Source organism: Pseudoalteromonas sp. THAF3, from assembly GCF_009363775.1.
GTDB lineage: Bacteria > Pseudomonadota > Gammaproteobacteria > Enterobacterales > Alteromonadaceae > Pseudoalteromonas > Pseudoalteromonas ruthenica.
The window spans coordinates 3,015,490-3,041,197 of sequence record NZ_CP045418.1; the positions used below are offsets into that span (position 1 = coordinate 3,015,490).

The following is a 25,708-nucleotide window of genomic DNA, read 5'->3' on the forward strand; positions in this document are numbered from 1 at the left end:
ACGATGGATGTGGTCTTTTATGCAGCGATTATAGTCGCGTTGTTTGCCGGGTTGGTACTGACTCATGTACGCCCAGCAACACTGTTTTTCGCTGCATTATTAGGCTGCTATGTGTTGGGGTATATTGATACCCCAACATTACTTGGCAACTTTACTAATACTGGTTTAGTCACTCTGGTGTTGTTGATGTTGGTGTCTATCGCCTTGGAACGCACGTCGCTGTTACAGCACGTTGCTAAAGGTATCGTCAGCCCATCATTGCGAGCCAGTATTGTTAAAGTAAGCACCGTGACCGCTGCCGCCTCGGCTTTTTTGAATAACACCGCCGTAGTCGCTTCATTGGTGGGGCCCCTTACTCGCAATAAGTATCACGCTCCTTCTAAGCTACTTATCCCGCTATCCTATGCTGCCATTTTAGGAGGGACGACCACGCTTATTGGTACCTCAACAAACCTCATTGTAAATAGCTTTACGCAGCAGTATGACGGCTTCAACCTCGCCATGTTTAGCTTTTTACCCATAGGTATCGCAGTCACCTTAAGTGGAATAGCCGTGCTGATTTTGTGTCGGCGACTACTGCCAAACTACCCAAGGGTAGAAGGTGAGCACAAAGAGTATCTCCTTGAAGCAAAGGTCAATGCAGACTCACCACTCATTGGTAAAACCATAGAAAAAAATGGCTTGAGAGATCTTGATGGCCTGTTTCTGGTTGAGATTGTCCGCGAGCGACGGTTGATAAGCCCCGTACGGCCAGAGAATAAAGTGCGGGCTGGCGATAAGCTTATTTTTACCGGTCATGTGCACAGCGTCGCCGCCTTACAGCGCATCCCGGGCTTAACTTTATTTGCCGACAGCAATGGACTATTGAGCTCGAACCTACAAGAAGTGATTGTCACACACACCTCAACGCTTGTGGGACGAACCTTAAAAGCAACGGGCTTTCGTGCGAAGTTCGACGCCGCTGTCGTGGCTATTCACCGCAATGGTGAGCGCCTCTCCGGTAAGCTTGGCGAAGTGACAATCCGCCCGGGCGACCGCTTTATGCTCGCAGTCGGTCATGATTTTCATAATCGCTCCAACCTAGATAAAAACTTTTACTTCGTCAGTGAACATGAGGTTGATAAAACCTATGGCCGTAAAAGTGAAGCCACTTTATTGGCAGGGTTTGCCGCTGTTATCGCCCTGGCGGCGACGGGGACGATTGCCTTAGTGCAAGGGCTATTGCTATTTATTGCCTTGCTGTTAGCCACTAAGGTGCTTGATGGTCAAGAGCTCAAAAGGCGCTTTCCTTTTGAGCTAGTCATTATTATTGCCTCAGCACTGGGCTTAGCTCACGCTTTCAGTGGCTCCGGAGCAGAGCAAGCCTTACAACAATGGTTGGCTGGCTACAGCGCACTCACACCGTTTGTCGCGCTTATAGTGGTGTATGTGATCACCGTGGTGATGACTGAGCTCATCACCAATAATGCCGCAGCGGCGCTGATGTTTCCATTGGCTTATGGCTTAGCCAGCTCCTTGGAGGTGAATTTGATGCCCTTTGCCATGGCTGTTGCTTATGGCGCTAGTGCCGCATTTATCAGCCCTTATAGTTATCAAACCAATATGATTGTAATGAATGCAGGGCAGTATCGCTTTGCCGATTTTGCCCGCATAGGCGTGATCATGTCTATCGCCTATGCGGTGGTAGTGCTCAGCCTCATTACTTATGTCTTTCCGTTTTAATATCGAGACCGAGAAATGGACGAAAACATTGTGTGGCACCACCATGGTGTCGATAAAGCCAAGCGCCAACAGCTTAACAAGCATAAAAGTTGCATTATTTGGTTTACTGGCTTTTCAGGCTCAGGAAAAAGCACCATCGCCGGAGCCTTAGAGTCAGCGCTTTATCATTTAGGTCATCATACTTACTTACTGGATGGTGATAATGTTCGCCATGGTTTGTGTGGCGATTTAGGATTTAGCGATGCTGATCGTAAGGAAAATATCCGCCGTGTTGGCGAAAGTGCCAAACTCATGGTAGATGCGGGTTTGTTAGTACTGACCGCCTTTATTTCTCCCTTTCAAGCCGAGCGTGATATGGTTCGTAACCTAGTGCAAGAGCATGAGTTTATTGAGGTATACCTTGATACGCCATTGGCAACCTGCGAACAGCGCGATCCAAAAGGCTTATACAAAAAGGCCCGTGCTGGAGAAATTGCCCACTTTACAGGCATTGACTCCGATTATGAAATTCCGCAGCATCCAGAGCTCACACTAAATACCGCTGAGTTGGATGTACAAGCATGTGTCGCCCAGCTCATTGCCCATTTACGTACCCGAAATATCATAGGCTAGAGTATGAACCCTCCAGAGTTGCTAGAAAATATCCTCGACCTTGCTCGTGACGCAGGCCAAGCTGCGATGACAATCTATAACAAAGATTTCGCCGTGGAGTATAAGGATGATAAAAGCCCGGTCACTGATGCCGATTTAGCGGCTCACAAGGTGATCGTCGCAGGGCTTCAAGCACTGACTCCGGAGCTTCCCATTCTCAGTGAAGAAAGCGCGGGTATTTCATGGCAGCAGCGCCAGCAGTGGCAACGTTACTGGCTCGTTGATCCTATCGACGGGACCAAAGAATTTATAAAGAAAAATGGTGAGTTTACAGTCAATATTGCGCTGATTGACAAGGGTGAGCCGGTACTGGGTGTCGTTGATGCACCCGCTCTGGGAGTCAGCTATCTTGCTGCAAAAGAGATTGGCGCCTTTAAACAACAAGGCGAAGAGCGCATTGAGCTTAAAGTGACGGCAAAGCAAAACCAAGGGTTAATAAGAGTGGTCGGCAGTCGCTCGCACCCATCTGAGGAGTTAGCGCAATACCTTACTCAGTTCGATGAGGTGGATATGGTCGCTAAAGGCAGTTCGCTCAAGCTATGCCTAGTCGCCGAAGGAGAAGCTGATATATATCCACGTTTAGGGCCGACATCGGAGTGGGATACCGGCGCCGGGCACGCTGTTGCCGCAATTGCCGGAGCCCGGGTCACAACGATTGAAGGTGAGCCACTGCGCTACAACCAAAAAGACAGCTACCTCAATCCGTACTTCATCGTTAGCGCATTAAACGACTAATATCGCCTTTAATTCATATTAATAGCAACAAAGGTGCACTTGAATGCACCTTGTGTGCCTGGCAACGCTTTAAGTACATGCGCCGGGCGCTCACCCCGGTAGGTTATCCGCGTGGTACGCTCATAATGAAGGTGGGTATCAACGCCGCTATCGCTAGTTAACACCACACGGTCACCTTGGCGACGCCAAGTACCAGCGAGAGGTTTTGAGACAAAATCATCAAGCTGCCATCGACCCTCTGGCGTTAGCATTAACGTGCGATAAGGGGTGCAATCCTCGCTCTCCACATATAAAGGCAACCTTTGCTCTTTAGGTAACAATAAATAGACACCGATGTGCCCTTCATAATAAAACTGTTGCTGCTGAGCGAAACGCAGTTCGTCCACCTTGTAATAACCTGCGCTGCGCAGCGCATCCTTTACTAAGCCCAATAACTTGAAGTCAGCAAATGTTGGGCTCATGGTGATGCTTGCCTCATTGAACTCGCTCGGGGCAAGCACTCCTTGAGCAAAGTTAACCTTCAAGTTTTGATCAGCAAAATGCTGTGCTAGCTGCTGCTTTTGCTGCTTATCAAAACTCGGCGCGACTATATGAATGCGAGCACTTTGGCAGCCTGCCAAAACGAAAATACCGATAAATAGTAATAATTCCTTCATTACTCACCAATTGATTACACTTGTAATCAATTAATTTACAGCAATTAAAAAAGCAGCACAAGGTGCTGCTCGTATATAAACTCATTATTGTAGTGGCTAAAGGTTTACTGTGTTTACACCGTGATTCGCCAACCACTTATTGATGCTATCTTTATGATAAGTGACTTCTTTGAACAACTTATGGTGGCAATAAGTAAGCTCAGCTTCGCCACTGTGCCCTTGGTACAGAATGCGGTTATGATTGTCATTAAAACGAGATAACAAAGTGAAGAGCAACTCACGTTGTGGCGAATTAGCCTTAATAGCACGTGTTAACGATGTACGGACTTGCTCTGCACTGCAATGGTCTGCAAATTTACTACTTAAAAGCTCTTCGAATACAGCTTGTCTTGCGCCCATTTTCTTAGCTCCATTTGTTAAAGTTGGTGGGCCATTACACCTACCTGAAATATTTGGCTGGCACTTACCAGCAAATACTGCGCCAAAATCTCAAAGCGCTATTTTAATAGGCCTCAATGGCACTTTCATGAAGGTCACAGCAATTAGAGTGGTAAATTTTGCATGAGTTCAGTGCAAATTTTCTCATTGTGGTGCAGCCTATCGGGTATACTGTACGTAATAACGATTCGCTTTGGTTCAACTATGAATGACGACATGATTGAGGTGCAATTAGAGGAAGAGCCTATTGAGCTATGTAAGCTCTTAAAAGTGCTCGACTTAGCTGAAGGTGGTGGGCATGCTAAACTACTTATCGCCGACGGCTACGTAGGTGTTAACGGAGAGGTCTGCACACAAAAGCGCAAGAAAATGCGTGCAGGAGACACCTTGTATTTCAATGGCGAGCTATTTGCGTTAAGCGCGGCAGAGAATATGGTGCAACGACAACCTAAGCCCCATCCAGAAGCTAAAACCCACACTCCTGCAAAAAAACAAAAAGCCAAAAAGCCACAACGAGATGAGCGTACCGGACGCAAGCCTATTTCTTTTGGATAACTCTAAGACCCCTTGAAAACATCCTTTTCTACCCCACTTCTAATTTATGACTAAAATTTAGTCATAATCAAGGGCATTATTCATGTTGGATCGCATCTTGCGTTACCCATGAAGGAATAATGGAAAAATAAAAGGGGTCACAATGAACAACAGCTTCAAAACGCTTGAACAGCTTACTGTTAATGCTGAGCAATATCATATCCACTCTCTTCGTCCGCTCGGTAATGCTGCGAAACGTTTACCATTTTCGTTGAAAATTTTACTCGAAAACCTCCTGCGCCATGAAGATGGCGAAAACATTACCAAAGACGACATTCAAGCTCTGCTTGATTGGGACCCTAGTGCCAAGCCAAGTAAAGAAGTCGCGTTCACACCCGCTCGGGTAGTGATGCAAGACTTCACTGGTGTACCGGCTATCGTCGACTTAGCGGCCATGCGCGATGCCATGGAGCAATTAGGTGGCGACCCCAGCAAGATTAACCCGTTATCGCCGGCTGAATTAGTCATTGACCACTCGGTCCAAGTTGATAGCTATGGTAAAGACGGTGCCTTTGACCTGAATGCCAAACTTGAATACGAGCGCAATAAAGAGCGCTATGAATTTTTACGTTGGGGACAAACTGCTTTTGATAACTTGAAAGTTGTGCCACCGGCAACCGGTATTGTTCACCAAGTTAACCTCGAATATTTAGCACGTGTGGTGTTTACCAAAGAGGATAATGGCCAGCGCGTAGCGTACCCCGATAGCCTCGTGGGCACCGATTCACACACCACCATGATTAATGGCCTAGGTGTATTAGGTTGGGGTGTGGGCGGTATCGAAGCCGAAGCTGCGATGTTAGGCCAACCAATAAGTCTACTGATCCCACAAGTGATTGGCTTCAAACTCAAAGGCGCTCTGCCCGAGGGCACCACCGCAACCGATTTAGTACTCACAGTGACGCAGATGCTTAGAGAGAAAGGCGTCGTAGGTAAATTTGTGGAATTCTACGGTGACGGCCTAGCAGATTTACCGCTCGCTGACCGCGCGACTATCGCTAATATGGCACCAGAATATGGCGCCACCTGCGGTATCTTCCCGATTGACCAAGAAACACTAGAGTACCTTAAGCTCACAAATCGCAGCGATGAGCAAATCGAACTCATTGAGTCTTACGCCAAACATCAAGGCATGTGGCGAGAGCCAGGCGACGAACCTATGTACACCGACACCTTGGAGCTCGACTTAGGTGACGTTGTACCCAGCTTAGCAGGGCCAAAACGCCCACAAGACCGCATTCCGCTCAATGAAGCGGGTGACACCATCACCAAACACCTGCGCGGCTTCCAAGATGAACGCGCAGAGAAGAAAGCATTGGAAGTTGAAGACGAAGCTCGCATCGTTTCCGAAGGCGGCCAGCCGAAGCAGTCTAAAACTGAACCTGAGGTCACCGGTGTTGCCAAAGTAAACTACAAAGGTGAAGAATTCGAGTTAAACGATGGTGCCTGCGTTATCGCCGCGATCACTAGTTGTACTAATACCTCCAACCCCAGTGTCATTCTTGCTGCGGGCTTGGTAGCGAAAAAAGCCAAAGAGATGGGGCTAAACGTCAAGCCTTGGGTGAAGACGTCTTTAGCGCCAGGCTCTCAGGTGGTCACTGATTACCTGAAAAAGGCTGAATTAATGGACGACTTGGAAGCCCTTGGCTTTAACCTAGTAGGCTACGGGTGTACAACCTGCATCGGTAACTCTGGCCCGCTACCTGATGAAATTCAGGAAGCCGTTTCTCAGCACAAACTCGTGGTAAGCTCGATTCTTTCCGGTAACCGTAATTTCGAGGGTCGTATTCACCAAGATGTGAAGATGAACTTTTTGGCCTCGCCGCCCTTAGTCGTCGCTTATGCTATTGCCGGGCGCACCGATATAGATGTATACAACGAGCCACTGACGCAAGATAGCAATGGCGAAGATGTCTATCTAAAAGATATTTGGCCATCGGTTAGCGAGGTGGCTGATTTGGTGAAATCGACTGTCACCAAAGAAATGTTTGCTAAGAGCTACGCCGACGTTTACAAAGGCGACGAACGCTGGCGCAATATTAAGGTGCCAGAGGCAAAGCGTTACGAGTGGAGCGACGACTCAACCTATATTCGTAAAGCGCCTTTCTTTGACAACATGAGTAAGGAAGCCCCAGGTATTCCTACTATTGAAGGCGCGCGCTGTCTTGCCAAGTTAGGCGATTCAGTAACGACCGACCACATCTCACCAGCAGGTGCCATCAAAGCCGATGCTCCCGCAGGTCAGTATTTACTTGAAAATGGCGTAGCTAAAGGCGACTTTAACTCCTACGGCTCACGTCGTGGTAACCACGAAGTAATGATGCGTGGTACCTTTGCTAATGTCCGTCTGCGCAATCAGCTTGCCCCCGGCACCGAGGGCGGAATTACTCGCACTCAACCCGAGGATGACATTGCCAGTATTTACGATGCCGCGATGCAGTACCAAGAGCAAGGCACGCCATTGGTCGTGCTTGCTGGCGCAGAGTACGGCACAGGTTCTTCGCGTGACTGGGCTGCAAAAGGCTCTTTACTGTTAGGTATTAAAGCGGTCATTGCTAAAAGTTATGAGCGCATCCACCGCTCTAACCTAATCGGCATGGGCGTGCTGCCGCTGCAGTTTAAAGAAGGCGAAGGCCATGAAGAGCTTGGTTTAACAGGTAAGGAAACCTTCGATATCCAAGGCTTATTCGACAAAGCTGATGAGCTTGTAGTCATTGCCACGGATGAAGACGGTAACAAAACCGAGTTCAAAGCCGATGTGCGCATTGATACGCCGAAGGAGTGGGATTACTACAAACACGGCGGTATTTTGCAGTATGTATTGCGCAATATGATTGACGAATAAGGAAGGAATTGAGTTACCCCTGCCGCAAAGGCAGGGGTTAGCTTATCCAACTTTACCCCACTTGCAATGAGGCGGGCGCATAGCGTGCATATTTAACCTTAGGTTTTGCCAGCAGGTATAAGAAGGTCAATGGCCCGATACGACCCACAACCATTAGCACGATAATGATCCCCTCACCAAATGCGGAGAGCTCACCAGTCAATCCTCGAGACAAACCCACAGTGCTGACCGCTGAAACTACCTCAAACACAATATCTAGCAGCGATTTTTGCTCTGACACTGCCAGTGCAAACACCGCCACAAACACAGCTATAAAATAGATAAAGAACAAAGAAAATGCGCGATACACTAAGCCATTCGCTATTTCCCTGCGCGCCAAGTTTACGTAGCTACGCTGGCGTAAAGATGCATACGTTGCCACTATCATGATCACTACGGTACCAATCTTCAAGCCGCTTGCCGTACTCATAGAGCCACCACCAATTAGCATTAGCAGCATCATTAACAGGGTTGTGGAGTCATTAAGCGCAGCCATATCGAGCGTGTTAAAGCCCGCAGTACGAGGGGTCACTGCTTGAAACCACGCAGCCTGAAGTTGCTCGGCCAATGGCATTGCTGCTAGCGTATTGTGCCATTCCAATAGTAAAAACATGCACATTGCTATGACGTTTATGACGCACGTTGCAACAATAACGACCTTGCTATTTAAGCTAAACTTTTGCCACTTTCGCACTTTGATAACATCAATCAGCACCAAGAACCCTAAGCCACCGACGATGAATAGTCCGCTTATGACGCCATTAACGACCCAGTCATCACGATACCCCGTTAAGCTATCGCTATGTAGCGCGAAGCCTGCGTTATTAAATGCTGATATGGTGTAGAAAATTGCATTGTGCAGCGCCCTCTCCCAGCCTAGGCTTGACTGCCAGTGACAAGTTAAAACAACAATCGCCACAGCCTCTATGGTCAGCGCAAAGATAATCACTGCCTTTGCTGTATCCACTAACGAACCCAAATTTGTTTGCGCTAGACCCTCGCGCATGATTAGGCGTTTTTTAAGGTCAAGTTTAATGCCGATGCCCTTAAGAATAACCACAGCGAAAGTCATAAAGCCAAGCCCACCAAATTGGATTAAAGCGGCAATGACCCACTGCCCAAAGTCGCTAAACTGGCTTCCAGTATCTACCACAATAAGTCCTGTCACAGTGACTGCGGACGTAGCAGTGAAAAGTGCTTCACTGAGACTAATTGGGTGGTTATTGGCCATGGGCAGAAGCAGTAAACACGTGCCGATAGCTATCATGATAGCAAAACCAATGATCAGCAAACTCGCAGGGCTCAGGCTAGTCATCTGGCTTTGTAGCACTTTCGGACGTGAATAAGGTCGATTACTCGGTAACCAGTTTTTCATGAAGCTTTCAACTTAGGCGCTATTTTTTTCAACGCCTCTAGCGCGCCACTCAATACAAGGCGATCACCCAAATGCAATACTGCTTCATCGTCAGGGTGTGCGTGCACTTCCTCATCACGGTAGATCATAAGCGCACAAATAGCGCCATGAGTTTTGCGCAGTAACTGACCTAAAGTGGTGCCATCACTCGTCGTATTTATCTCAATTTCAACCACATACTGGCTGGTACTTAACTGCATGTATTGATTAACCATCGGGTAGTTTAGGCTTTGCGCCACGCGCATTCCCATTTCTTCCTCTGGGTGAATAATGCGATCTACACCTAACTTGGCCAAAATTGTATGGTGTGCTTTTGAGCATGCCTTTACCCATATTTGCTTTGCTTTGAGGTTTTTCAAAGCCAGTACACACAAGATACTTGCTTCTAAGTTTTCACCTATGGCAACGAGTACTGCGTCACTTTGCTGCACGCCAAGTTCCTTCAGAGCGTGCTCATCTGTGGCATCGGCAATTGTTGCCAAATGAATATGATCAGCCGCTCTTCGCACCAAGCTATCACGAGTATCAATACCCAGCACGCTATTGCCTAAACGAACTAGCTCCAACGACGCGGCATAGCCAAACCGGCCTAAGCCAATCACAGTAAATTGATTCACACGCTCACCTTTTTTCTCAATATAAAATGAAGCTACTGCTAACTATTGTGTTTGCTTTACTTGGGGTGGAGTAAAAAGCGATACCCCACTCCTGGATGGGTTTCTATGTAAGTGGGTGCACTCGCATCATCCGCCAACTTCTTTCTCAGTTGACTGACAACAATACGCAAGTAATGACTATCATGCTCATGGCTTGCTCCCCATATCTGTGCGAGTAGGTCTTGCTGATTCACCAATTGTTGCGCATGCTCTGCCAAGGTATACAAGACTGCATACTCTTTGTTGGTTAATGAAATAAGCTGATCGCCTAAATGTACTTTGCGCTGTTGGGCATCAATTTTCAGAGCACCGAAGTTTAGACTGAGATTACGTGCCACTGGACGAATATCACGGAGCAATACCTTAATACGAGCAAGCAGCTCTTTGACACTAAAGGGCTTGGTGAGATAGTCATTGGCACCGCCCTCTAGTAGCTTAATTTTTTCACGTTCTTGATCGCGCGCGCTCAACACCAAAACAGGCAAGCGACTGGTTTCCCTTATTTTTCTCAGTACAGTGAAGCCATCAGCATCAGGCAGGCCTAAATCGAGTATCACCAAATCTGGCATGGCATTGTGTACCTGCTTCAGTGCAGCTTCGACCGTACTTGCCTCTAGGTAATCAAAGCCCTCAGCTTTGAGAGCCAAGCGAATAAAACGTCGAATTTCTTGCTCATCATCCACTAATAAAATGGTACTTTTCATTGTTCTACTCGCTTTGTCGGTAGCGTTATTTGCATCGTGCAGCCGCTGGCAGAGGGCACAAGAGAAATGTCACCGCCGTGGGCACGAATAATACTTTGCGCGACTGTCAGCCCTACTCCCGTGCCAGCATCACTCGACTCTTTTTCACGTAAAGATGTGAATGGTTTAAAGATTTCATCCCTGTATGCTTTAGGGACGCCCGGCCCTTCATCGTGAATCTGAATGAGTATGTTATCGGTACTGGCTGTTACACTCACATCGACTGGTGCATTGCCCTCATTGAAGCTCACTGCATTGTCGATCACGTTGTGAAAGGCTTGCTCTAAAAGAGGGGCTTGAACAGAGAGCTTAAGGTCGCTGAGCGAGTGCGAAATACGCACTTCATCCACATCAAAACGCGCACATACGCTCTCAATAATCGGCATCAGCGGCTGTTTGGAGCGTATTAATGAGACTCCTTGGTCGAGTTCAAAGCGCGTGGCCTGCAGTATGTTTTCAATGTATCGATACAAACGCTCGCTTTGCGCGCGGGCGCTAGCAAGTAGCTCTTCACGCTCTTGCGGCTCAAGCTTGTCAGTGTAAGTTTGCAATGTTTCCAATGCGCCCATAACCGCTGCTAAGGGGGTACGCAAATCATGAGATACAGACATCAGCATGCTGGTGCGCAGTTCAGCAAGTGCTAAACGGTGCTTTTGCCGACGCCAAAAACCTACCGCATAACTGGTTAGCAATCCGATAATAAAGAACACGAGGACGCTAATAATGTCCTCACCATCATTCATGTGTAGCGTATATTGAGGCGCGGTGAAGAAGAAGTTAAAACTAAGCGCACACAAACACGCCGCCAATATTGATACCCATGTAGATGACAAGAAGGTGCAGACAACGACGGCCAGTTGCAGTAGCAACAATACGCCAGTTTTTGGTAAAAAGTAATGATCTAAAAGACCTGCTAGCAGATTAATCGTCAACACGATAAGCAAGGCTACGAAAGAAGTTCTACGCCACCAATGAATCATACAAAGCTCTAGGTACAATCAACTTATAGCTTTTATAGTAAAGCTATTTTCGCTGGTGAGCTGTATATTTTGCGTAAAGTTTTTCTCCCTTCAATGTATGAAGCGCTAGAGAAATGTAGGGCTTGTTAATTTTAAGCCTCTAAACCATTCGCCTCTGCAGATAGCTATTATAAATTTAGGTCTGATTTTAAGCATCTTCCAATGCTGGTTGCACTTTGGCTATTGGCGGATGCAAAGTTATTCACAAAGCGCTGAAAAAGCAGCTGCGAATCTGCCAAGCTAATATTGACCTGCAGTTGATTGCTCAGCAAACAGTGCAAATGATCAACACTGCGTATAGCCTGCTGGTGTTGTTGCCATTGTCCTTGTTGAAGCTCAAAGTGAGTAAAGCTGTCATTGCGCAACAACCACCGTTGCTCAGCGGTAATACGAGACACCACCAGGTTATTGACGAACGCCGCCTTATCATGCCGGTGGCTATAAAAGTGAGCGACTTCACAATCCTGTTCGTAAAATCTCGCCAAAGAAACCTGATATAAGCACACTTGCTCGGGAGCAACCTGCCATACTAAATATTCACCATCTCGCACCTCTACACGATACTGCCGCCCAAAGGCAGACTGTATAGCAGTGTTATCGAGCTCTATTGCTACAGCCGGTGTCAATACGCCAAAGCCGACATCCACTAGAAAGGTTTTTTGCTGCCACCGTAATACGGTTAAGCGATGGGAACGGGGGTTGTCATTGCGACCATTAACCATGACCCTTGCAATCACTGGACGAACGTCATAACCCAAGAGCTGTAGCAATATGTACATCAGCTTATTGTGCTCGAAGCAGTAGCCTCCTTGGCGCTTGATAACCACTCTTTCGGTTAAATCATCAGGCGCTAAACTCAGCGTTCGACCGAGTAGCGAATTGATACTGCTAAAGGCAAATTGCTGCAAATGAGAGCGGATCAACTGGTTAACTTGCGCGAATGAATTCTCGTAGTTGCGAACACTTAGCGCCTGTAGATATTGGTTCATAGGGGTCATGCTTCAGTTCCTTTACTATCAGTGTGATAGCAAAACTGTAAAACCTGAACCTAGCTTAAGGTCAAGTGCTTAATACACTAATTCAGATAATTCTTGTGGCGTGAGCCAATATTTCGGATCCAGCGTGGGTGTACTATCGGGAAGGAGCGGATTATCCAAGCGAATAAACTCGCGATCAGAGAAGTTAAGCATACGCAACGCATTAACATGGTGTGGGTTATTGAGAATCATGGCTTTTAGCTCGCCGCTTTGCAGCATGGCCGCCAGACCATACTCTAAGCGCTGCGCTAATGAGGTATCTTCATGACGCACAAAAAAATAGCTTGCGGCGGGGTAATGAAGCACCCATTTGGAGTCTATACTCAGCGCATAGGCCGCTAACCCTTCCCCCTCAGCGCCAATTTCAAGGACGCCCCGAGGAAAGTAATCAAACTTATCTTCGGCCAGTAATTTATACATACTTTGATGCCAACTTACGCCACGCACTTTAAAACCATTACTACTCATAATTTCCGTATCCGGCCAATCATGGCCTTGCAACGCAAGTAATTGCTGTAGTTGTGCTTTGCTAGTTAATGTGGCAAAGCGATGGCGATCTCGCTGCTTAATAACAAAGACACGATAGCCAATGAGTCCCATTGTAAGTGGTATGCGAATAGGTCGGGCTTCAAGCTCACGGGCACGGGATGTCATCGACCACAATACGTCAATATCGGCACGCGCCAATGCGCGAAATTGCCGTCCCTGCAACATAGGTGTATCTATTGCTTGCGCAGAAATTGCACCAAACTTGGCCTCTGACAAACTAAGTGCACGTTTGAGAACTTGGATATGAAAACTGTTATCACTGGTCGCATCGCCAAAAAAGGGCTCGATATATCGCACCGTCTTGGCGCTGGCGCTGCCACAGAGCAAAAATAGGATTAATAAAATAGGTACTGCACTTTTCATCTACACGACACAGCTGTGATTGATAAACTCAGTTTAGAAGTACCATGGCATAATGCCAAGTTAGGCGATATCTAAGGCTATGTCGTCTCGACGCTTTGTGTTCAGGTTAACCACTGTAACTTGCCAGTATCGACAAGTTCGGCAACATAACGCTGCTCTAAGTCCCAAGGGTGCCGCTTCCAACCCTGAAAACCAAACCCGGTGATAGTAACGCGGTGGCCTTGCTGTAAGAAGTGGTCAATCGCTAAGGTACCAGAGCTCGGACAAACTGGCTTATATTGCGGTTTACCATAAGTATGCAAACGCTTTAGTAACTGCTTGCGAGTCTCTTTACTAACACGCCAACCAGACTGGCTTTGGGCGAACTTAGCCAGCAGTGCCGCACCATGATCATACTTTCCTTGACGACGGATCAGTCGAAATAGTGATTGCATAACAGGCTGTGCAGGCGGGTCAGTGATCACCACATTTTGTAATCGCTCAGGGTCCACAGCGATAGGCTGTTGCAACAGTTTTGCAGCCTGACGTCCGCGTCCAGTTAACCATAAGTCAGTACACTTGCTACCCAAATTTACGGGCATTCCGGCACAAAAGTTAAAACGTACTACGCGCTCAAAGGCATCGACCTGCGCAGCTAAATTGTCTTTGATTGGCGCATTGCCAAGGATTAATACGTCTTGTAGTGAGGTGCTCATTGAGGCCCCTTTTTCGAGCTGGGCTAGAGAAAACTAGGTAAGTGAACCCATTATGACACCAAGGTTTAAGGTCGCCAACAACAAAAAGCCCCAGCATATGCCGGGGCTTTTCAGTCGTCTAATCAAACTTAATAAAATTAAGCTTTCTTAGGACGCTCAACAACGTCTACCAAAGTCCAAGACTTAGTCTTAGAGATAGGCGCACATTCACGAATAGTAACTGTATCGCCTGTTTGAGCAGTGTTGTTCTCGTCATGCACGTGCAACTTGGTTGTACGCTTCATGAATTTACCGTATACCGGGTGCTTCACGTAACGTGCCACAGCAACAGTGAAAGACTTGTCCATCTTGTCGCTAATTACACGGCCTTGTAGAGTACGGATCTTCTCGCTCATTATGCACCTGCCTTCTGGTTGATAACCGTTTTAACACGCGCGATATCGCGACGTACTTTACGTAGCATATGAGATTGAGCTAGCTGACCAGTGCTTGCTTGCATGCGCAGGTTGAACTGCTCACGAAGAAGCTCGATAAGTTCAGCGTTAAGCTCTTCTACGCTTTTGTCTTTAAGTTCGCTAGCTTTCATTACATCACCGTCCGAGTTACAAAAGTGGTTTTGAAAGGTAATTTACGAGCAGCTAGGTTAAATGCTTCGCGAGCAAGCTCTTCTGAAACACCTTCCATCTCGTAAAGTACTTTACCAGGCTGAATTTCAGCAACCCAGTATTCAACAGAACCTTTACCTTTACCCATACGAACTTCAAGCGGCTTTTCAGTGATTGGCTTGTCTGGGAATACACGGATCCAGATTTTACCTTGACGCTTGATGTGACGTGTCATAGCTCGACGAGCTGCTTCGATTTGACGTGCAGTCATACGACCACGGCCAGTGGCTTTAAGACCGAAAGTACCGAAGCTTACTTTGTTACCGTTTTGTGCAAGACCACGGTTGCGGCCTTTATGCACCTTACGGAATTTTGTACGTTTTGGCTGTAACATTACTCGCTACTCCTACTTAGCACTTTTCTTGGCTTTCTTCGGTCCGCGTTTAGCAGGCTTCTCTTGCTCAGCGTTTAGTGGAAGACCACCAATTACTTCGCCTTTGAAGATCCATACTTTAACACCGATGATGCCGTAAGTGGTTGAAGCTTCAGAAGTTGCGTAATCGATATCAGCACGTAGAGTGTGTAGAGGTACACGACCTTCACGGTACCACTCAGCACGTGCGATTTCTGCGCCGCCTAGACGACCGCTTACTTCAACTTTGATACCTTTTGCACCTAAGCGCATTGCATTTTGTACCGAACGCTTCATTGCGCGACGGAACATAACACGACGCTCTAGCTGTGAGGCAATGCCGTCAGCAACTAGTTGTGCATCAAGTTCTGGTTTACGTACTTCCGCAATATTGATTTGCGCAGGTACACCAGCGATTTTAGTTACAGCTTGACGTAGCTTTTCAACGTCTTCGCCTTTTTTACCGATAACAACACCAGGACGAGCTGTGTGAATTGTTACACGGATTGATTTAGCTGGACGCTCGATAACGATTTTAGCCACAGAAGCGTTCTTAAGTTCCTTAGTAAGGAAAGAACGTACTTTGTGATCGCCAAAAAGCTGTTCAGAGAAATCTTTTGTATTCGCGTACCAGGTAGAAACCCAAGGTTTAGAGATACCTAGGCGAATACCAGTAGGATGAACTTTTTGTCCCATTACTTATATCTCCTAGCTATCCGAAACCACAACAGTGATGTGGCTTGTACGCTTAAGGATGCGGTCTGCGCGTCCTTTAGCACGAGGCATAATGCGTTTCATTGTAGGACCTTCGTCTACAAATACTTTCGCTACTACAAGCTCATCAATGTCAGCACCTTCGTTGTGCTCCGCGTTCGCGATAGCAGACTCAAGTACTTTTTTAACTAACACAGCCGCTTTTTTAGGGCTGTACGCCAGGATTTCTAGCGCGCGATCGACCGGTAGTCCACGGATCTGATCAGCAACTAGACGTGCTTTTTGCGCCGAACCAGAGGCGAATTTGTGTTTAGCTAATGCTTCCATCTTCAACCCCTTAACGTTTCTTCGCTTTCTTATCAGCAGCATGGCCGCGATAAGTACGTGTAGGTGCAAACTCACCTAGTTTGTGACCGATCATTTCGTCTGTGACAAACACAGGAACGTGCTGACGACCATTATGGACAGCGATGGTCAATCCGATCATGTTAGGTATGATCATTGAACGACGGCTCCAAGTTTTAATTGGCTTCTTGTCACCGCTTTCCAACGCTTTCTCTACCTTCTTCAGCAAGTGCAGGTCAATAAAAGGACCTTTCTTGAGAGAACGTGGCATGGCTATTCCTCAACTATTATTTAGTACGACGACGTACGATGAACTTATCAGTACGCTTGTTCTTACGGGTCTTGTAACCTTTAGTAGGCGTGCCCCATGGAGATACAGGGTGACGACCACCAGAAGTACGACCTTCACCACCACCGTGTGGGTGATCTACCGGGTTCATGGCAACACCACGAACGGTCGGACGAACACCGCGCCAGCGGTTAGCACCAGCTTTACCTAGTGAACGTAGCATGTGCTCAGCATTACCTACTTCACCTAGTGTAGCGCGACAGTCTGACTCAACTTTACGAACTTCGCCTGAACGAAGACGTAGAGTCACGTATTGACCTTCACGTGCTAGGATTTGTACGTATGCACCTGCTGAACGTGCCATCTGGGCACCTTTACCAGGCTTAAGCTCTACGTTGTGTACAGTCGAACCAACCGGCATATTGCGCATAGGCAATGTATTACCAACCTTGATTGGTGCATCTACACCAGATTGGATTGAATCACCGGCCTTAAGACCTTTTGGAGCGATGATGTAACGACGCTCACCGTCTGCATAACAAACCAACGCGATGTTCGCGCTACGGTTTGGATCATACTCTAGACGCTCTACTTTAGCTGGGATGCCATCTTTAGTGCGTTTAAAGTCAATTACACGATAGTGATGCTTGTGACCACCACCGATATGACGAACCGTGATACGACCTTTGTTGTTACGACCACCAGATTTAGAGTTTTTCTCTAGAAGCGGAGCGTATGGCTTACCCTTATGTAGATCAGGGTTTACCACTTTAACGACGTGACGACGACCCGCAGAAGTTGGTTTACACTTTTGAAGTGCCATAATTCTAACTCCCCTTATTACTCGGCGCCGCCGACAAAGTCTAGCTCGCTACCTTCTTTAAGAGTAACGTAGGCTTTCTTCCAGTCGCTGCGGCGGCCGAAACGCATACCAGTACGCTTTGATTTACCCTTAACATTCAGTGTGCGAACACCAGTTACTTCTACTTCGAAAAGCTTCTCTACAGCTGCTTTAACTTCAGCTTTAGTTGCATCTTTTGCTACTTTGAAAACAATCGTGTTGTTCTCTTCAGCAGATACAGTGCTCTTCTCAGAGATGTGTGGAGCAAGGATTACTTTTAAAAGACGTTCTTCACGGATCATGCTAGCGCCTCCTCAAGTTGCTTAACAGCACCCTTAGTAATAAGAACCTTATCGAATGCGATTAGGCTTACAGGGTCAATGCCAGCTACATCACGGACGTCAACCTTATAAAGGTTACGTGCAGCAAGGAATAGATTTTCTTCTACTTCCTCAGTCACGATAAGCACGTCTTTAAGCTCAAGCTCTTTAAGCTTAGCTACAAGCTCTTTTGTCTTAGGAGCTTCAACAGCGAAGTTCTCAACGACAACTAAACGCTCTTGACGAACAAGCTCAGACAAGATGCTCTTAATCGCACCGCGATACATCTTACGGTTAACTTTTTGGCTGTGATCTTGCGGCTTAGCTGCAAAAGTCACACCACCGCTGCGCCAGATTGGGCTGCGGATTGTACCAGCACGAGCACGGCCAGTACCTTTTTGACGCCATGGCTTCTTACCGCCACCGCTTACTTCAGAACGTGTCTTCTGAGCTTTAGTACCTTGACGAGCACCTGCTGCATAAGCAACAACTACTTGGTGTACTAAGGCTTCGTTAAACTCACGTCCAAAAGTAGCTTCGGAAACTTCAAGAGCGCCTGACGCGTCTTTAATTGCTAATTCCATCACTAAATCTCCAGGACTTATGCTTTAACAGCAGGTTTAACGATAACGTCACCGCCGATAGCGCCAGGTACTGCACCTTTAACTAGAAGCAGATTACGCTCAGCGTCAACACGTACTAGCTCAAGGTTCTGAGTTGTGGATTGCACATTACCCATTTGACCAGCCATTTTCTTACCTTTAAACACCTTACCAGGTGATTGGTTTTGACCGATTGAACCAGGAGCACGGTGAGAAATTGAGTTACCGTGAGTCGCGTCTTGCATGGAGAAGTTCCAGCGCTTAACACCACCTTGGAAACCTTTACCTTTTGAAGTACCAGTAACGTCTACTTTTTTCACTTCGTTGAATACATCAACAGTGATTTCGCTACCTACTTCAAAGTCGCCTTCACCGCCATTAAGACGGAATTCCCACAGACCGCGACCCGCTTCAACACCAGCTTTAGCGAAGTGACCCGCTGCTGGTTTGTTTACACGGCTAGCTTTTTTCTCGCCTGCGGTTACTTGAAGCGCGTTATAACCGTCTGTTTCGTCAGATTTAATCTGCGTAACACGGTTAGGAGTCGCTTCGATAACTGTCACAGGGATAGATACGCCATCTTCAGTGAAGATGCGAGTCATACCCACTTTACGACCGACTAGACCTAATGCCATTTTCCTAAAACCTCTCTAATCTTCCGATTAACCCAGGCTGATTTGAACATCAACACCAGCAGCAAGGTCTAGGCGCATAAGTGCGTCTACAGTCTTGTCAGTTGGCTCTACGATGTCGATCAGACGTTTGTGGGTGCGGATCTCGTACTGATCACGCGCGTCTTTGTTAACGTGCGGAGAGATCAATACAGTGAAACGTTCTTTGCGTGTAGGAAGTGGGATTGGACCACGTACCTGAGCACCTGTGCGTTTCGCAGTTTCCACAATTTCCGCCGTTGATTGGTCAATCAAACGGTGGTCAAAAGCTTTTAGGCGAATGCGAATGCGTTGATTTGACATTCTAAAACCTCAATTAAAAGAGCATTTAAAAAGAGCATAAAAAAACCGCCGAAGCATCCCTAATATTTTAAGGAGTCGGTTGTTCTCTTATATCTACGTTGAGTTCCAAATCGGAACTCCTGTTTATTGCTTGAAATCCAAGCCTATATTTAACTTCCTTCTACCTAGGCGAGCCTATGGCAAAGAAAGTCTGCGTATTATAGAGAGATTGGTGATAAATGCAACAACTATTTGCATAATAAAAGAAGTACGTTAGACAAGAAGAAGTACGCCTACAGAGCAAGGGTGCTGCTGCTATGCAAGCGCCCTCTTCATGTCCTTCGTAACGAGGTAATCAGTCCCAGGGATACGACTTATTACCTAGCCTGATGCTTGATGTAAGCGCCATTGTTCGTATTATCCGTTTTGGGAACTGACAACAAGCTTAAAGCCAGGTTATTTTATAACCAACGTATTAGTAACCCCTTATTAGAAAAGCTAACGTGAAGATTTCTAATATGAATAGCCTTCAGCTTCTTGCCCAAAAATGGTCAGTCCAGTGATAACTTGGTATCCTATCGCACTATTTTGTGTTTTCTTATCCATTGCCAATGGTGGCAAAGTGATAAAGTGCTTTAGTGAGTGACCCATTCCATGAAAGTGTTAAGCCGTGGTATAGATTTCTTAGCGCGCATCCTCAACGCCTTGAGCGTGAACTCCAAGGTGCTCCCCAAGGAGCCTGTGACAGAGTACGAGCTTGATGTGAACGTACCGACCTTTTATATTGGTCGACTCAATTCGCGCACCGATATCGCCGCCTTAGCCAAGGTATGTCGACGCCTAAACCTCCCAGATCCAACCAAAGAACAATTGTTGGCTTCAAAGTCGTTACCACGCTTTATTGGTATCCAAAACCCGCCGCCATTGTTCGGCTCAACGAGCAAGCCCAGTGACGCCACCGAACAAGGCAAGCGTATTTTCGCCGCGTTAGAACAAGCTCCAGAGCAGAAAATCCAAATAATACCGGTGACCATTTTATGGGGCCGTAATCCAGGAAAAGAAAAGCCTGGTTTAGGAACGTTAATTTCCCACTCGCTCACACCGAGCTGGTTTCGCAAAATATTTGTGGTGCTTTTTTCCGGGCGAGACAACTTTATTCGCTTTAGCCAGCCCCTAGATTTAACTCAATTAGTGCATGAAAAAGGGGATAAAGACGAGCTACCTCACAAACTTATTCGCGTCGCTCGAGTGCACTTTCGCCGTCAAAAGTTAGCCGCCACCGGGCCTAAACTCCCCTCGAGAGAACAGCTTTTTAACTCACTGTTGGCCTCACCGACGATCAAAAAGGCCATTGCTGATGAAGCCAAAGCGAAAGGCTTAAGTCATGAAGAAGCACGACAAAACGCCTTACGTTTACTCGATGAAGTCGCTGCCAATTATTCTGATGCCATGGTTCGTGTTGCCGATAGAATCTTAACTTGGCTTTGGAACAAGCTGTATAACGGTATTGATGTACGTTACGCCGAACAAGTGCGTGAGCTCACCGACAAAGGCCACGAAGTCATTTATGTCCCCTGTCATCGCAGCCATATGGATTATCTACTGCTCACGTATGTAATTTATCACCAAGGCTTAGTACCGCCGCATATTGCCGCCGGCATTAATCTGGATTTTTTCCCTGCAGGGCCGATATTCCGTCGCAGTGGTGCGTTCTTTATTCGTCGCTCGTTTAGCGGTAATAAACTCTACTCAGCGGTATTCAAAGAGTACCTCAGTCAACTCTTTATTAAAGGCTACTCGGTGAAGTTTTATACCGAGGGTGGACGCAGCCGTACTGGCCGTTTACTTCCGCCAAAAACCGGAATGCTGGCAATGACATTGCAAGCGATGCTAAGGGGGATTGACCGCCCAATTTCTATTGTACCGGTGTACATTGGTTACGAGCACGTCATGGAAATTAATACCTACCTAAAAGAATTGGCAGGTAATAATAAAAAGAACGAATCGGTCTTTGGGGTGTTTAAAGCCATCAAAAACCTGAAGAACTATGGACGAGGTAATGTGAATTTTGGCGCCCCCATTAACGTTAATCAATTCCTTAATGAGCAACAGCCTGATTGGCGCGACGCCATTCACCCTACCGATGTACAAAAACCAGCATGGCTAGGCTCTCAGGTAAGCAAGCTAGCCGATGAAATTATGGTCAATATTAATAGTGCTGCCGCCATCAACTCGGTCAACCTATTAGCCACCATTTTACTGACTAACGACCAGTTTGCGCTCAGTAAAGTGCAGCTAATTGAGCAAATGAACTTCTATCTGCGCATGCTCAGCGATGCGCCATTAAGCGAACAAATAACCTTGCCCGAACAAAACGCCGAGCAATTACTGGAACATGCACTGACACTCAACAAGTTTGATGTGCTTAAAGATCAATTCGGCGACATCATTGCCATAACCGAAAAAGAGCGCACCTTATTTAATTACTACCGTAATAATGTGCTGCACTTATTTGCCGTGCCTAGCGTTATTGCACAACAACTGTTTAACAACCACCGAATTACCCGCAGTGAATGCAAAGCCCAGGTTAAACGCCTATACCCGCTGTTCGCCAAAGAATGGTTCTTGCTGGAGCTAAAGGATGAGTATATCGACAATATTCTTAGTAGCTTTGTTGACCAAGGGCTGATCCGCGAACAGGGCGACCAGCTTGAAGTACTTAAAGACGGCGATAACCCAGCAACGCTTGAAATGCTGGGTAAAGTGGTACATCACACCTTGATGCGCTACGCCTTAGTCATTGGCTTACTCAGCGAAGACAAAAGCTTAAGTCCAGCAGAACTGGAAAAAGAAAGCACCGCCGTGGCGCAGCGTTTAGGCACTTTGCATGGCATTAAGAGCCCCGAGTTCTTTGACAAAAAAGTGCTTTCCAGCTTTATTGCAAACCTCAGCGAGCAACAATTAATCAGCAAACAAGATGACAATAAACTAATACACAGTGATGCCCTGCTTATTCTCAATGAGGATTTACATCAGCTGTTACCCGCACGGATTTGGCAATCGATTAGTGATACGGTGGCAGCAACACGCTAACGAAGAGTCAGGTGCAAGCCTTTGTTATTAAAGGGGAAGTACCTGACTGCCTTGCTTGAATGAATACTTGTAGGTCGGTGCTCTGCGCCGACAAAGGTACTATTTTTAGCTCTGGCTTTGCCGCATTAGCCAAGCGTTGTAGGTCAGGCTTTAGCCTGACAACTCAGTGACACAGTTTAGATCTTGTCGGTCCGCCGACAACGGGTTAGGTGATACCTGTAGGTCAGGCTTTAGCCTGACAACTCAGTGACACAGTTTAGATCTTGTCGGTCCGCCGACAACGGGTTAGGTGATACCTGTAGGTCAGGCTTTGCCGCCAACCAGGGTAACGCAGGAGCAGTTACCTAGTAACCTGCCCCGAGCTTGTTATCTGTGGGTCAGGTTTTAACCTGACAACTCAGTGAAATAGTTTAGATACTGTTGGCGACCTGACAATCTCGAGATTAACTTACACAGTTGTCAGGCTAAAGCCTGGCCTACAACTCTTCGCATCCTATATGGACGTGCCCTGCCCTATAAAGAATAACTGCAATCATAGACATCGCAGTATCAAAAGGTACCAGCGTAGAGCTTCACTTATAATAATCTAAACTCCCGCATAAAAATAACGCCCTAAAGCTGCTGATTGTACATATAGCACTTAATCCGCCGGGAAATAGCCGTGCTACCAACGCAAATAGATATAAAAGATAGCTCTAGGTTTAATATTTCTTAGGGTATAGTACTGACATACTCCCCTACTTATATATAAAAGGACTTCGCCACCTATGAAAAAGTTAGCATTTTTACTGTCATTTTTTCCATTAATATCTACCGCCAGTGACTATAGCTGTGAACAGGAATTTAATTGGCTAAAGAAAACTTTTGAGAACAACGATGCGGGCTTTCAGTATGCGCTATCTCAAAGAGGCGAAAGAAACTACCTCGAACATAATAAAGCATCTCTTAAGGCTATAAAAAATGCTGACGACATAAGTGACTGCCACCAAAGACTTCAACAATGGTTGTTATTTTTCCGTGAAGGCCATATAGGACTCACCCTCAATGTAAAAAAAGAGAATAACGCTTCTGTGCACAACTTTAATAAAACAGAATTCCAACAGCATTTAAATAATAAAACCAAAGAGGATATAGAAGGAATATGGCGCTTGCCGAGCTATACAGTTGGACTAAAAAAAGAAGGCAGTAATTATAATGGCTATGTGATTGAGTCGACAAATTCAAAGTGGCAACCAGGCCAACTGAAACTCATCCTCAATGAGGAGAATGATGGTACTTATAAAGCCACCTATTATATGGCTGACCATTCTATACGCCATGTAGACTCAGTAGGCTTTATAGATCAAAACCATCTTAGCTTGGGAAATAATTGGCTAACCTTATCAAGACAGAACCCCAAAGAAGAGAGCAAAGCTGAAGTTCTTCAATATGTTCAACTTATGGAGTCTAAAACACCATTGGTTCAACAATTAAGTAAGGAAACAGCCTTACTTAGAATTCCATCATTTTCATATACCGATAAAAAACACATTGATACCGTCATTCGAGACAACCTAGAAACCATTCTAAGTACTGAAAATCTTATCATAGATATACGCGGCAACGGCGGTGGTAGTGATATCAGTTATGAAGAAATATTGCCTATCATCTACACCAACCCTATACGCAATGTAGGAGTTGAGTTCTTATCAACACCGCTGAATAATTCAAGAATGCTAAAGTTCATCGACGATGAGAATTTCAGTGATGACGATAAAAAATGGGCCAAAGAGGGTTACAAAACGCTGCAACAACGCCTAGGCCAATTTGTTAATTTGGATGCACAATCAGTTAGCGTAAAGAAGTTAGAAAACGTTAACCCTTTACCAAAGAAGGTGGGTATTTTAATCGATGAGAGTAATGGCAGCACAGCAGAGCAGTTTTTACTTGCCGCAAAACAAAGCTATAAAGTGAAGCTATTAGGCGCTCCAACGCGTGGTGTTTTGGATATCTCTAATATGCACCAAGTCGATTCCCCAAGTAAGAATCTAACGCTGCACTACAGCCTTAGTAAAAGCCTGCGAATTCCAGAAATGACAATTGATGGTAAAGGCATTCAACCTGATTTCTATCTTGATTCAAGTATTCCCGCTTACCAATGGGTTTCTTACACGCGTGGCATGTTAGAAGAGATGTGATCTTTCCCGTTTTGATTCGCGCCTAGGTAACTGCTCCTGCGTTACCCGAGTACCGCCGTCCTTGGCGCGAAGGCCGACCTATGGGTAACCTGTTCGAATAGATTGTCAGGCTAAAGCCTGACCTACAACGAGTGCCTCCTACAAGAGGCCATCAATGTCGACGACCCAACAATCATTGTCAGGTTGAAACCTGACTTACAGTCGCGCCGTGGGCTTTGAAGCGATTTATAGCGCCGTGCTGATGAGCGCAGCAGTTATATGCCTAGCGCTCGCGCATCACCCCTTCTTGAATGGTCGAGGCTACGAGTTCGCCGGCACGATTAAAGAACTGTCCGCGCACTAAGCCACGACCACCACTAGCACTGGGGCTGTCAACGCTATACAGCATCCACTCATCCATACGGAATGGGCGGTGGAACCACATGGCGTGATCGATGGTCGCCACTTGCATGCTGGGGTGCATAAATGATTTACCGTGGGGCTGGAGCGCCGTAGGTAGAAACTCGAAGTCAGAAGCGTAGGCTAGCAGATAATTGTGAATACGCTGGTCATCTGGCATCTCGCCATTGGCTTTAAACCAAATGTGCTTCACTGGCTCAGAAACTTCTGGCTTAAAGGGGTTTTGGAAGTTCACCGGGCGCATTTCAATAGGCTTTTCACTGATAAATTTATTGCGGATTGGCTCGGGGATCTGATGAGCGTGCTCCTGATAAAATTCAAGTGCTGGGCGCAGCCCCTCAGGTGCTGGCACATCCGGCATGGCGCTTTGGTGTTCAAGCCCTTGAGATTCACCAGAGAATGACGCCGTCATGTAGAAAATGGGCTTACCATACTGAATAGCGCTGACGCGCCGCGTACTTAGACTTCGACCATCGCGAATATTTTCGACATCGTAAACAATGGGGCGAGAGGCATCGCCAGGGCGCAGGAAGTACGAGTGCAATGAGTGAACAACGCGCCCTTCTGGCAAAGTTTCCTTCGCAGCCGACAGCGCTTGGCCCATTACTTGACCACCAAATACCGCTTTAAAGCCAAGGTCTTGGCTGGCACCACGATAAAGACCGAGTTCGATTTCTTCTAACTTGAGTAAGGAAAGTAATTTATCTAATGCTTGGCTCATTGCGTCCTCATTACCACATTGCAGCTAATACAATGATAATACTATACAATGAACCTGATTACCTAGTTCAGCACAGGATAG

Annotated in this window: 28 protein-coding genes; 7 read left to right on the forward strand and 21 right to left on the reverse strand. The window is 46.5% G+C overall.

The window, feature by feature from the left end; all coding sequences use genetic code 11:
- Positions 1–3: 3 nt before the first annotated feature.
- Genes FIU82_RS14120 through cysQ form a run of 3 tightly spaced genes read left to right on the forward strand, consistent with a single transcriptional unit; the run spans position 4 to position 3,108 of the window.
- Entirely contained in the window at positions 4–1,722 is a 1,719-nt protein-coding gene (locus tag FIU82_RS14120) for an SLC13 family permease (RefSeq protein ID WP_152441333.1), read from the forward strand.
- A gap of 15 nt (positions 1,723–1,737) precedes the next feature.
- A complete protein-coding gene (cysC, locus tag FIU82_RS14125) occupies positions 1,738–2,334 on the forward strand; it encodes an adenylyl-sulfate kinase (RefSeq protein ID WP_022944300.1) in 597 nt (198 codons plus the stop codon).
- A 3-nt stretch (positions 2,335–2,337) separates the two neighbouring features.
- A complete protein-coding gene (gene cysQ / locus FIU82_RS14130; protein ID WP_152441334.1) occupies positions 2,338–3,108 on the forward strand; it encodes a 3'(2'),5'-bisphosphate nucleotidase CysQ in 771 nt (256 codons plus the stop codon).
- Between the two features lie 8 nt (positions 3,109–3,116).
- Here the strand turns inward: cysQ and FIU82_RS14135 are convergent, their stop codons facing one another.
- Both FIU82_RS14135 and FIU82_RS14140 read right to left on the reverse strand, forming a co-directional pair.
- On the reverse strand, positions 3,117–3,764 hold the full coding sequence (locus FIU82_RS14135; protein WP_022944302.1) for a hypothetical protein: 648 nt from the start codon (positions 3,762–3,764) through the stop codon (positions 3,117–3,119).
- Positions 3,765–3,860: 96 nt separating this feature from the next.
- Positions 3,861–4,163 carry a hypothetical protein gene (locus FIU82_RS14140; RefSeq protein WP_022944303.1) on the reverse strand — a complete coding sequence of 101 codons (303 nt, stop codon included), beginning with the start codon at positions 4,161–4,163 and terminating at the stop codon, positions 3,861–3,863.
- 243 nt (positions 4,164–4,406) lie between these two features.
- On the opposite strand from FIU82_RS14140, the gene FIU82_RS14145 reads away from it, so the two are divergent.
- Together FIU82_RS14145 and acnA are read left to right on the forward strand one after the other, a co-directional pair.
- Positions 4,407–4,757, forward strand: coding sequence for an RNA-binding S4 domain-containing protein (locus FIU82_RS14145; protein WP_045979796.1), 351 nt, complete (start codon positions 4,407–4,409; stop codon positions 4,755–4,757).
- Between the two features lie 142 nt (positions 4,758–4,899).
- On the forward strand, positions 4,900–7,641 hold the full coding sequence (acnA, locus tag FIU82_RS14150) for an aconitate hydratase AcnA (RefSeq protein ID WP_152441335.1): 2,742 nt from the start codon (positions 4,900–4,902) through the stop codon (positions 7,639–7,641).
- Positions 7,642–7,693: 52 nt separating this feature from the next.
- Here acnA and FIU82_RS14155 read toward each other — a convergent pair whose 3' ends face one another.
- From FIU82_RS14155 to rpsJ, 18 genes are all read right to left on the reverse strand, one after another.
- Positions 7,694–9,055, reverse strand: a complete 1,362-nt coding sequence (locus FIU82_RS14155; RefSeq protein WP_152441336.1) for a TrkH family potassium uptake protein — start codon at positions 9,053–9,055, stop codon at positions 7,694–7,696.
- Complete coding sequence (locus tag FIU82_RS14160; RefSeq protein WP_152441337.1) at positions 9,052–9,711, reverse strand: TrkA family potassium uptake protein; 660 nt, start codon at positions 9,709–9,711, stop codon at positions 9,052–9,054. The genes FIU82_RS14155 and FIU82_RS14160 overlap by 4 nt, the downstream gene beginning before the upstream one ends.
- 56 nt (positions 9,712–9,767) lie before the next feature.
- Positions 9,768–10,454 (reverse strand): response regulator, encoded by a 687-nt coding sequence (locus FIU82_RS14165; protein ID WP_152441338.1) that lies wholly within the window; start codon positions 10,452–10,454, stop codon positions 9,768–9,770.
- A complete protein-coding gene (locus FIU82_RS14170; protein ID WP_152441339.1) occupies positions 10,451–11,473 on the reverse strand; it encodes an ATP-binding protein in 1,023 nt (340 codons plus the stop codon). The genes FIU82_RS14165 and FIU82_RS14170 overlap by 4 nt, the downstream gene beginning before the upstream one ends.
- Before the next feature lie 167 nt (positions 11,474–11,640).
- The gene (locus tag FIU82_RS14175; RefSeq protein ID WP_152441340.1) at positions 11,641–12,510 is read right to left on the reverse strand and encodes an arylamine N-acetyltransferase; all 870 of its coding nucleotides are present in this window, start codon (positions 12,508–12,510) and stop codon (positions 11,641–11,643) included.
- Between the two features lie 69 nt (positions 12,511–12,579).
- Entirely contained in the window at positions 12,580–13,461 is an 882-nt protein-coding gene (locus FIU82_RS14180; protein WP_152441341.1) for a hypothetical protein, read from the reverse strand.
- 101 nt (positions 13,462–13,562) lie between these two features.
- Complete coding sequence (locus FIU82_RS14185; protein ID WP_138508903.1) at positions 13,563–14,156, reverse strand: hypothetical protein; 594 nt, start codon at positions 14,154–14,156, stop codon at positions 13,563–13,565.
- 137 nt (positions 14,157–14,293) lie between these two features.
- Entirely contained in the window at positions 14,294–14,551 is a 258-nt protein-coding gene (rpsQ, locus tag FIU82_RS14190) for a 30S ribosomal protein S17 (protein ID WP_022944309.1), read from the reverse strand.
- A complete protein-coding gene (gene rpmC / locus FIU82_RS14195; protein ID WP_022944310.1) occupies positions 14,551–14,742 on the reverse strand; it encodes a 50S ribosomal protein L29 in 192 nt (63 codons plus the stop codon). The genes rpsQ and rpmC overlap by 1 nt, the downstream gene beginning before the upstream one ends.
- Positions 14,742–15,155, reverse strand: coding sequence for a 50S ribosomal protein L16 (gene rplP, locus FIU82_RS14200; RefSeq protein ID WP_022944311.1), 414 nt, complete (start codon positions 15,153–15,155; stop codon positions 14,742–14,744). The genes rpmC and rplP overlap by 1 nt, the downstream gene beginning before the upstream one ends.
- 12 nt (positions 15,156–15,167) lie before the next feature.
- Complete coding sequence (gene rpsC, locus FIU82_RS14205) at positions 15,168–15,869, reverse strand: 30S ribosomal protein S3 (protein ID WP_022944312.1); 702 nt, start codon at positions 15,867–15,869, stop codon at positions 15,168–15,170.
- Between the two features lie 12 nt (positions 15,870–15,881).
- Positions 15,882–16,214 (reverse strand): 50S ribosomal protein L22, encoded by a 333-nt coding sequence (gene rplV / locus FIU82_RS14210; RefSeq protein ID WP_022944313.1) that lies wholly within the window; start codon positions 16,212–16,214, stop codon positions 15,882–15,884.
- 10 nt (positions 16,215–16,224) lie between these two features.
- On the reverse strand, positions 16,225–16,503 hold the full coding sequence (gene rpsS / locus FIU82_RS14215; RefSeq protein ID WP_010367084.1) for a 30S ribosomal protein S19: 279 nt from the start codon (positions 16,501–16,503) through the stop codon (positions 16,225–16,227).
- A 16-nt stretch (positions 16,504–16,519) separates the two neighbouring features.
- Positions 16,520–17,344 (reverse strand): 50S ribosomal protein L2, encoded by an 825-nt coding sequence (gene rplB, locus FIU82_RS14220; RefSeq protein WP_022944314.1) that lies wholly within the window; start codon positions 17,342–17,344, stop codon positions 16,520–16,522.
- A gap of 17 nt (positions 17,345–17,361) precedes the next feature.
- On the reverse strand, positions 17,362–17,664 hold the full coding sequence (rplW, locus tag FIU82_RS14225; RefSeq protein ID WP_022944315.1) for a 50S ribosomal protein L23: 303 nt from the start codon (positions 17,662–17,664) through the stop codon (positions 17,362–17,364).
- On the reverse strand, positions 17,661–18,266 hold the full coding sequence (gene rplD, locus FIU82_RS14230) for a 50S ribosomal protein L4 (protein WP_022944316.1): 606 nt from the start codon (positions 18,264–18,266) through the stop codon (positions 17,661–17,663). The genes rplW and rplD overlap by 4 nt, the downstream gene beginning before the upstream one ends.
- Positions 18,267–18,283: 17 nt before the next feature.
- Entirely contained in the window at positions 18,284–18,919 is a 636-nt protein-coding gene (rplC, locus tag FIU82_RS14235) for a 50S ribosomal protein L3 (protein WP_022944317.1), read from the reverse strand.
- 27 nt (positions 18,920–18,946) lie between these two features.
- Positions 18,947–19,258: a 30S ribosomal protein S10 gene (rpsJ, locus tag FIU82_RS14240; RefSeq protein WP_010376390.1), complete on the reverse strand. Its 312-nt coding sequence runs from the start codon at positions 19,256–19,258 to the stop codon at positions 18,947–18,949.
- Between the two features lie 633 nt (positions 19,259–19,891).
- Between rpsJ and plsB the strand changes: the two genes are divergently transcribed.
- The gene (plsB, locus tag FIU82_RS14245) at positions 19,892–22,330 is read left to right on the forward strand and encodes a glycerol-3-phosphate 1-O-acyltransferase PlsB (RefSeq protein ID WP_022944319.1); all 2,439 of its coding nucleotides are present in this window, start codon (positions 19,892–19,894) and stop codon (positions 22,328–22,330) included.
- Positions 22,331–23,097: 767 nt separating this feature from the next.
- Positions 23,098–24,507 (forward strand): S41 family peptidase, encoded by a 1,410-nt coding sequence (locus FIU82_RS14250; RefSeq protein WP_152441342.1) that lies wholly within the window; start codon positions 23,098–23,100, stop codon positions 24,505–24,507.
- A gap of 262 nt (positions 24,508–24,769) precedes the next feature.
- Here FIU82_RS14250 and tesB read toward each other — a convergent pair whose 3' ends face one another.
- Positions 24,770–25,627, reverse strand: coding sequence for an acyl-CoA thioesterase II (gene tesB / locus FIU82_RS14255; RefSeq protein WP_022944321.1), 858 nt, complete (start codon positions 25,625–25,627; stop codon positions 24,770–24,772).
- Positions 25,628–25,708: the final 81 nt, after the last annotated feature.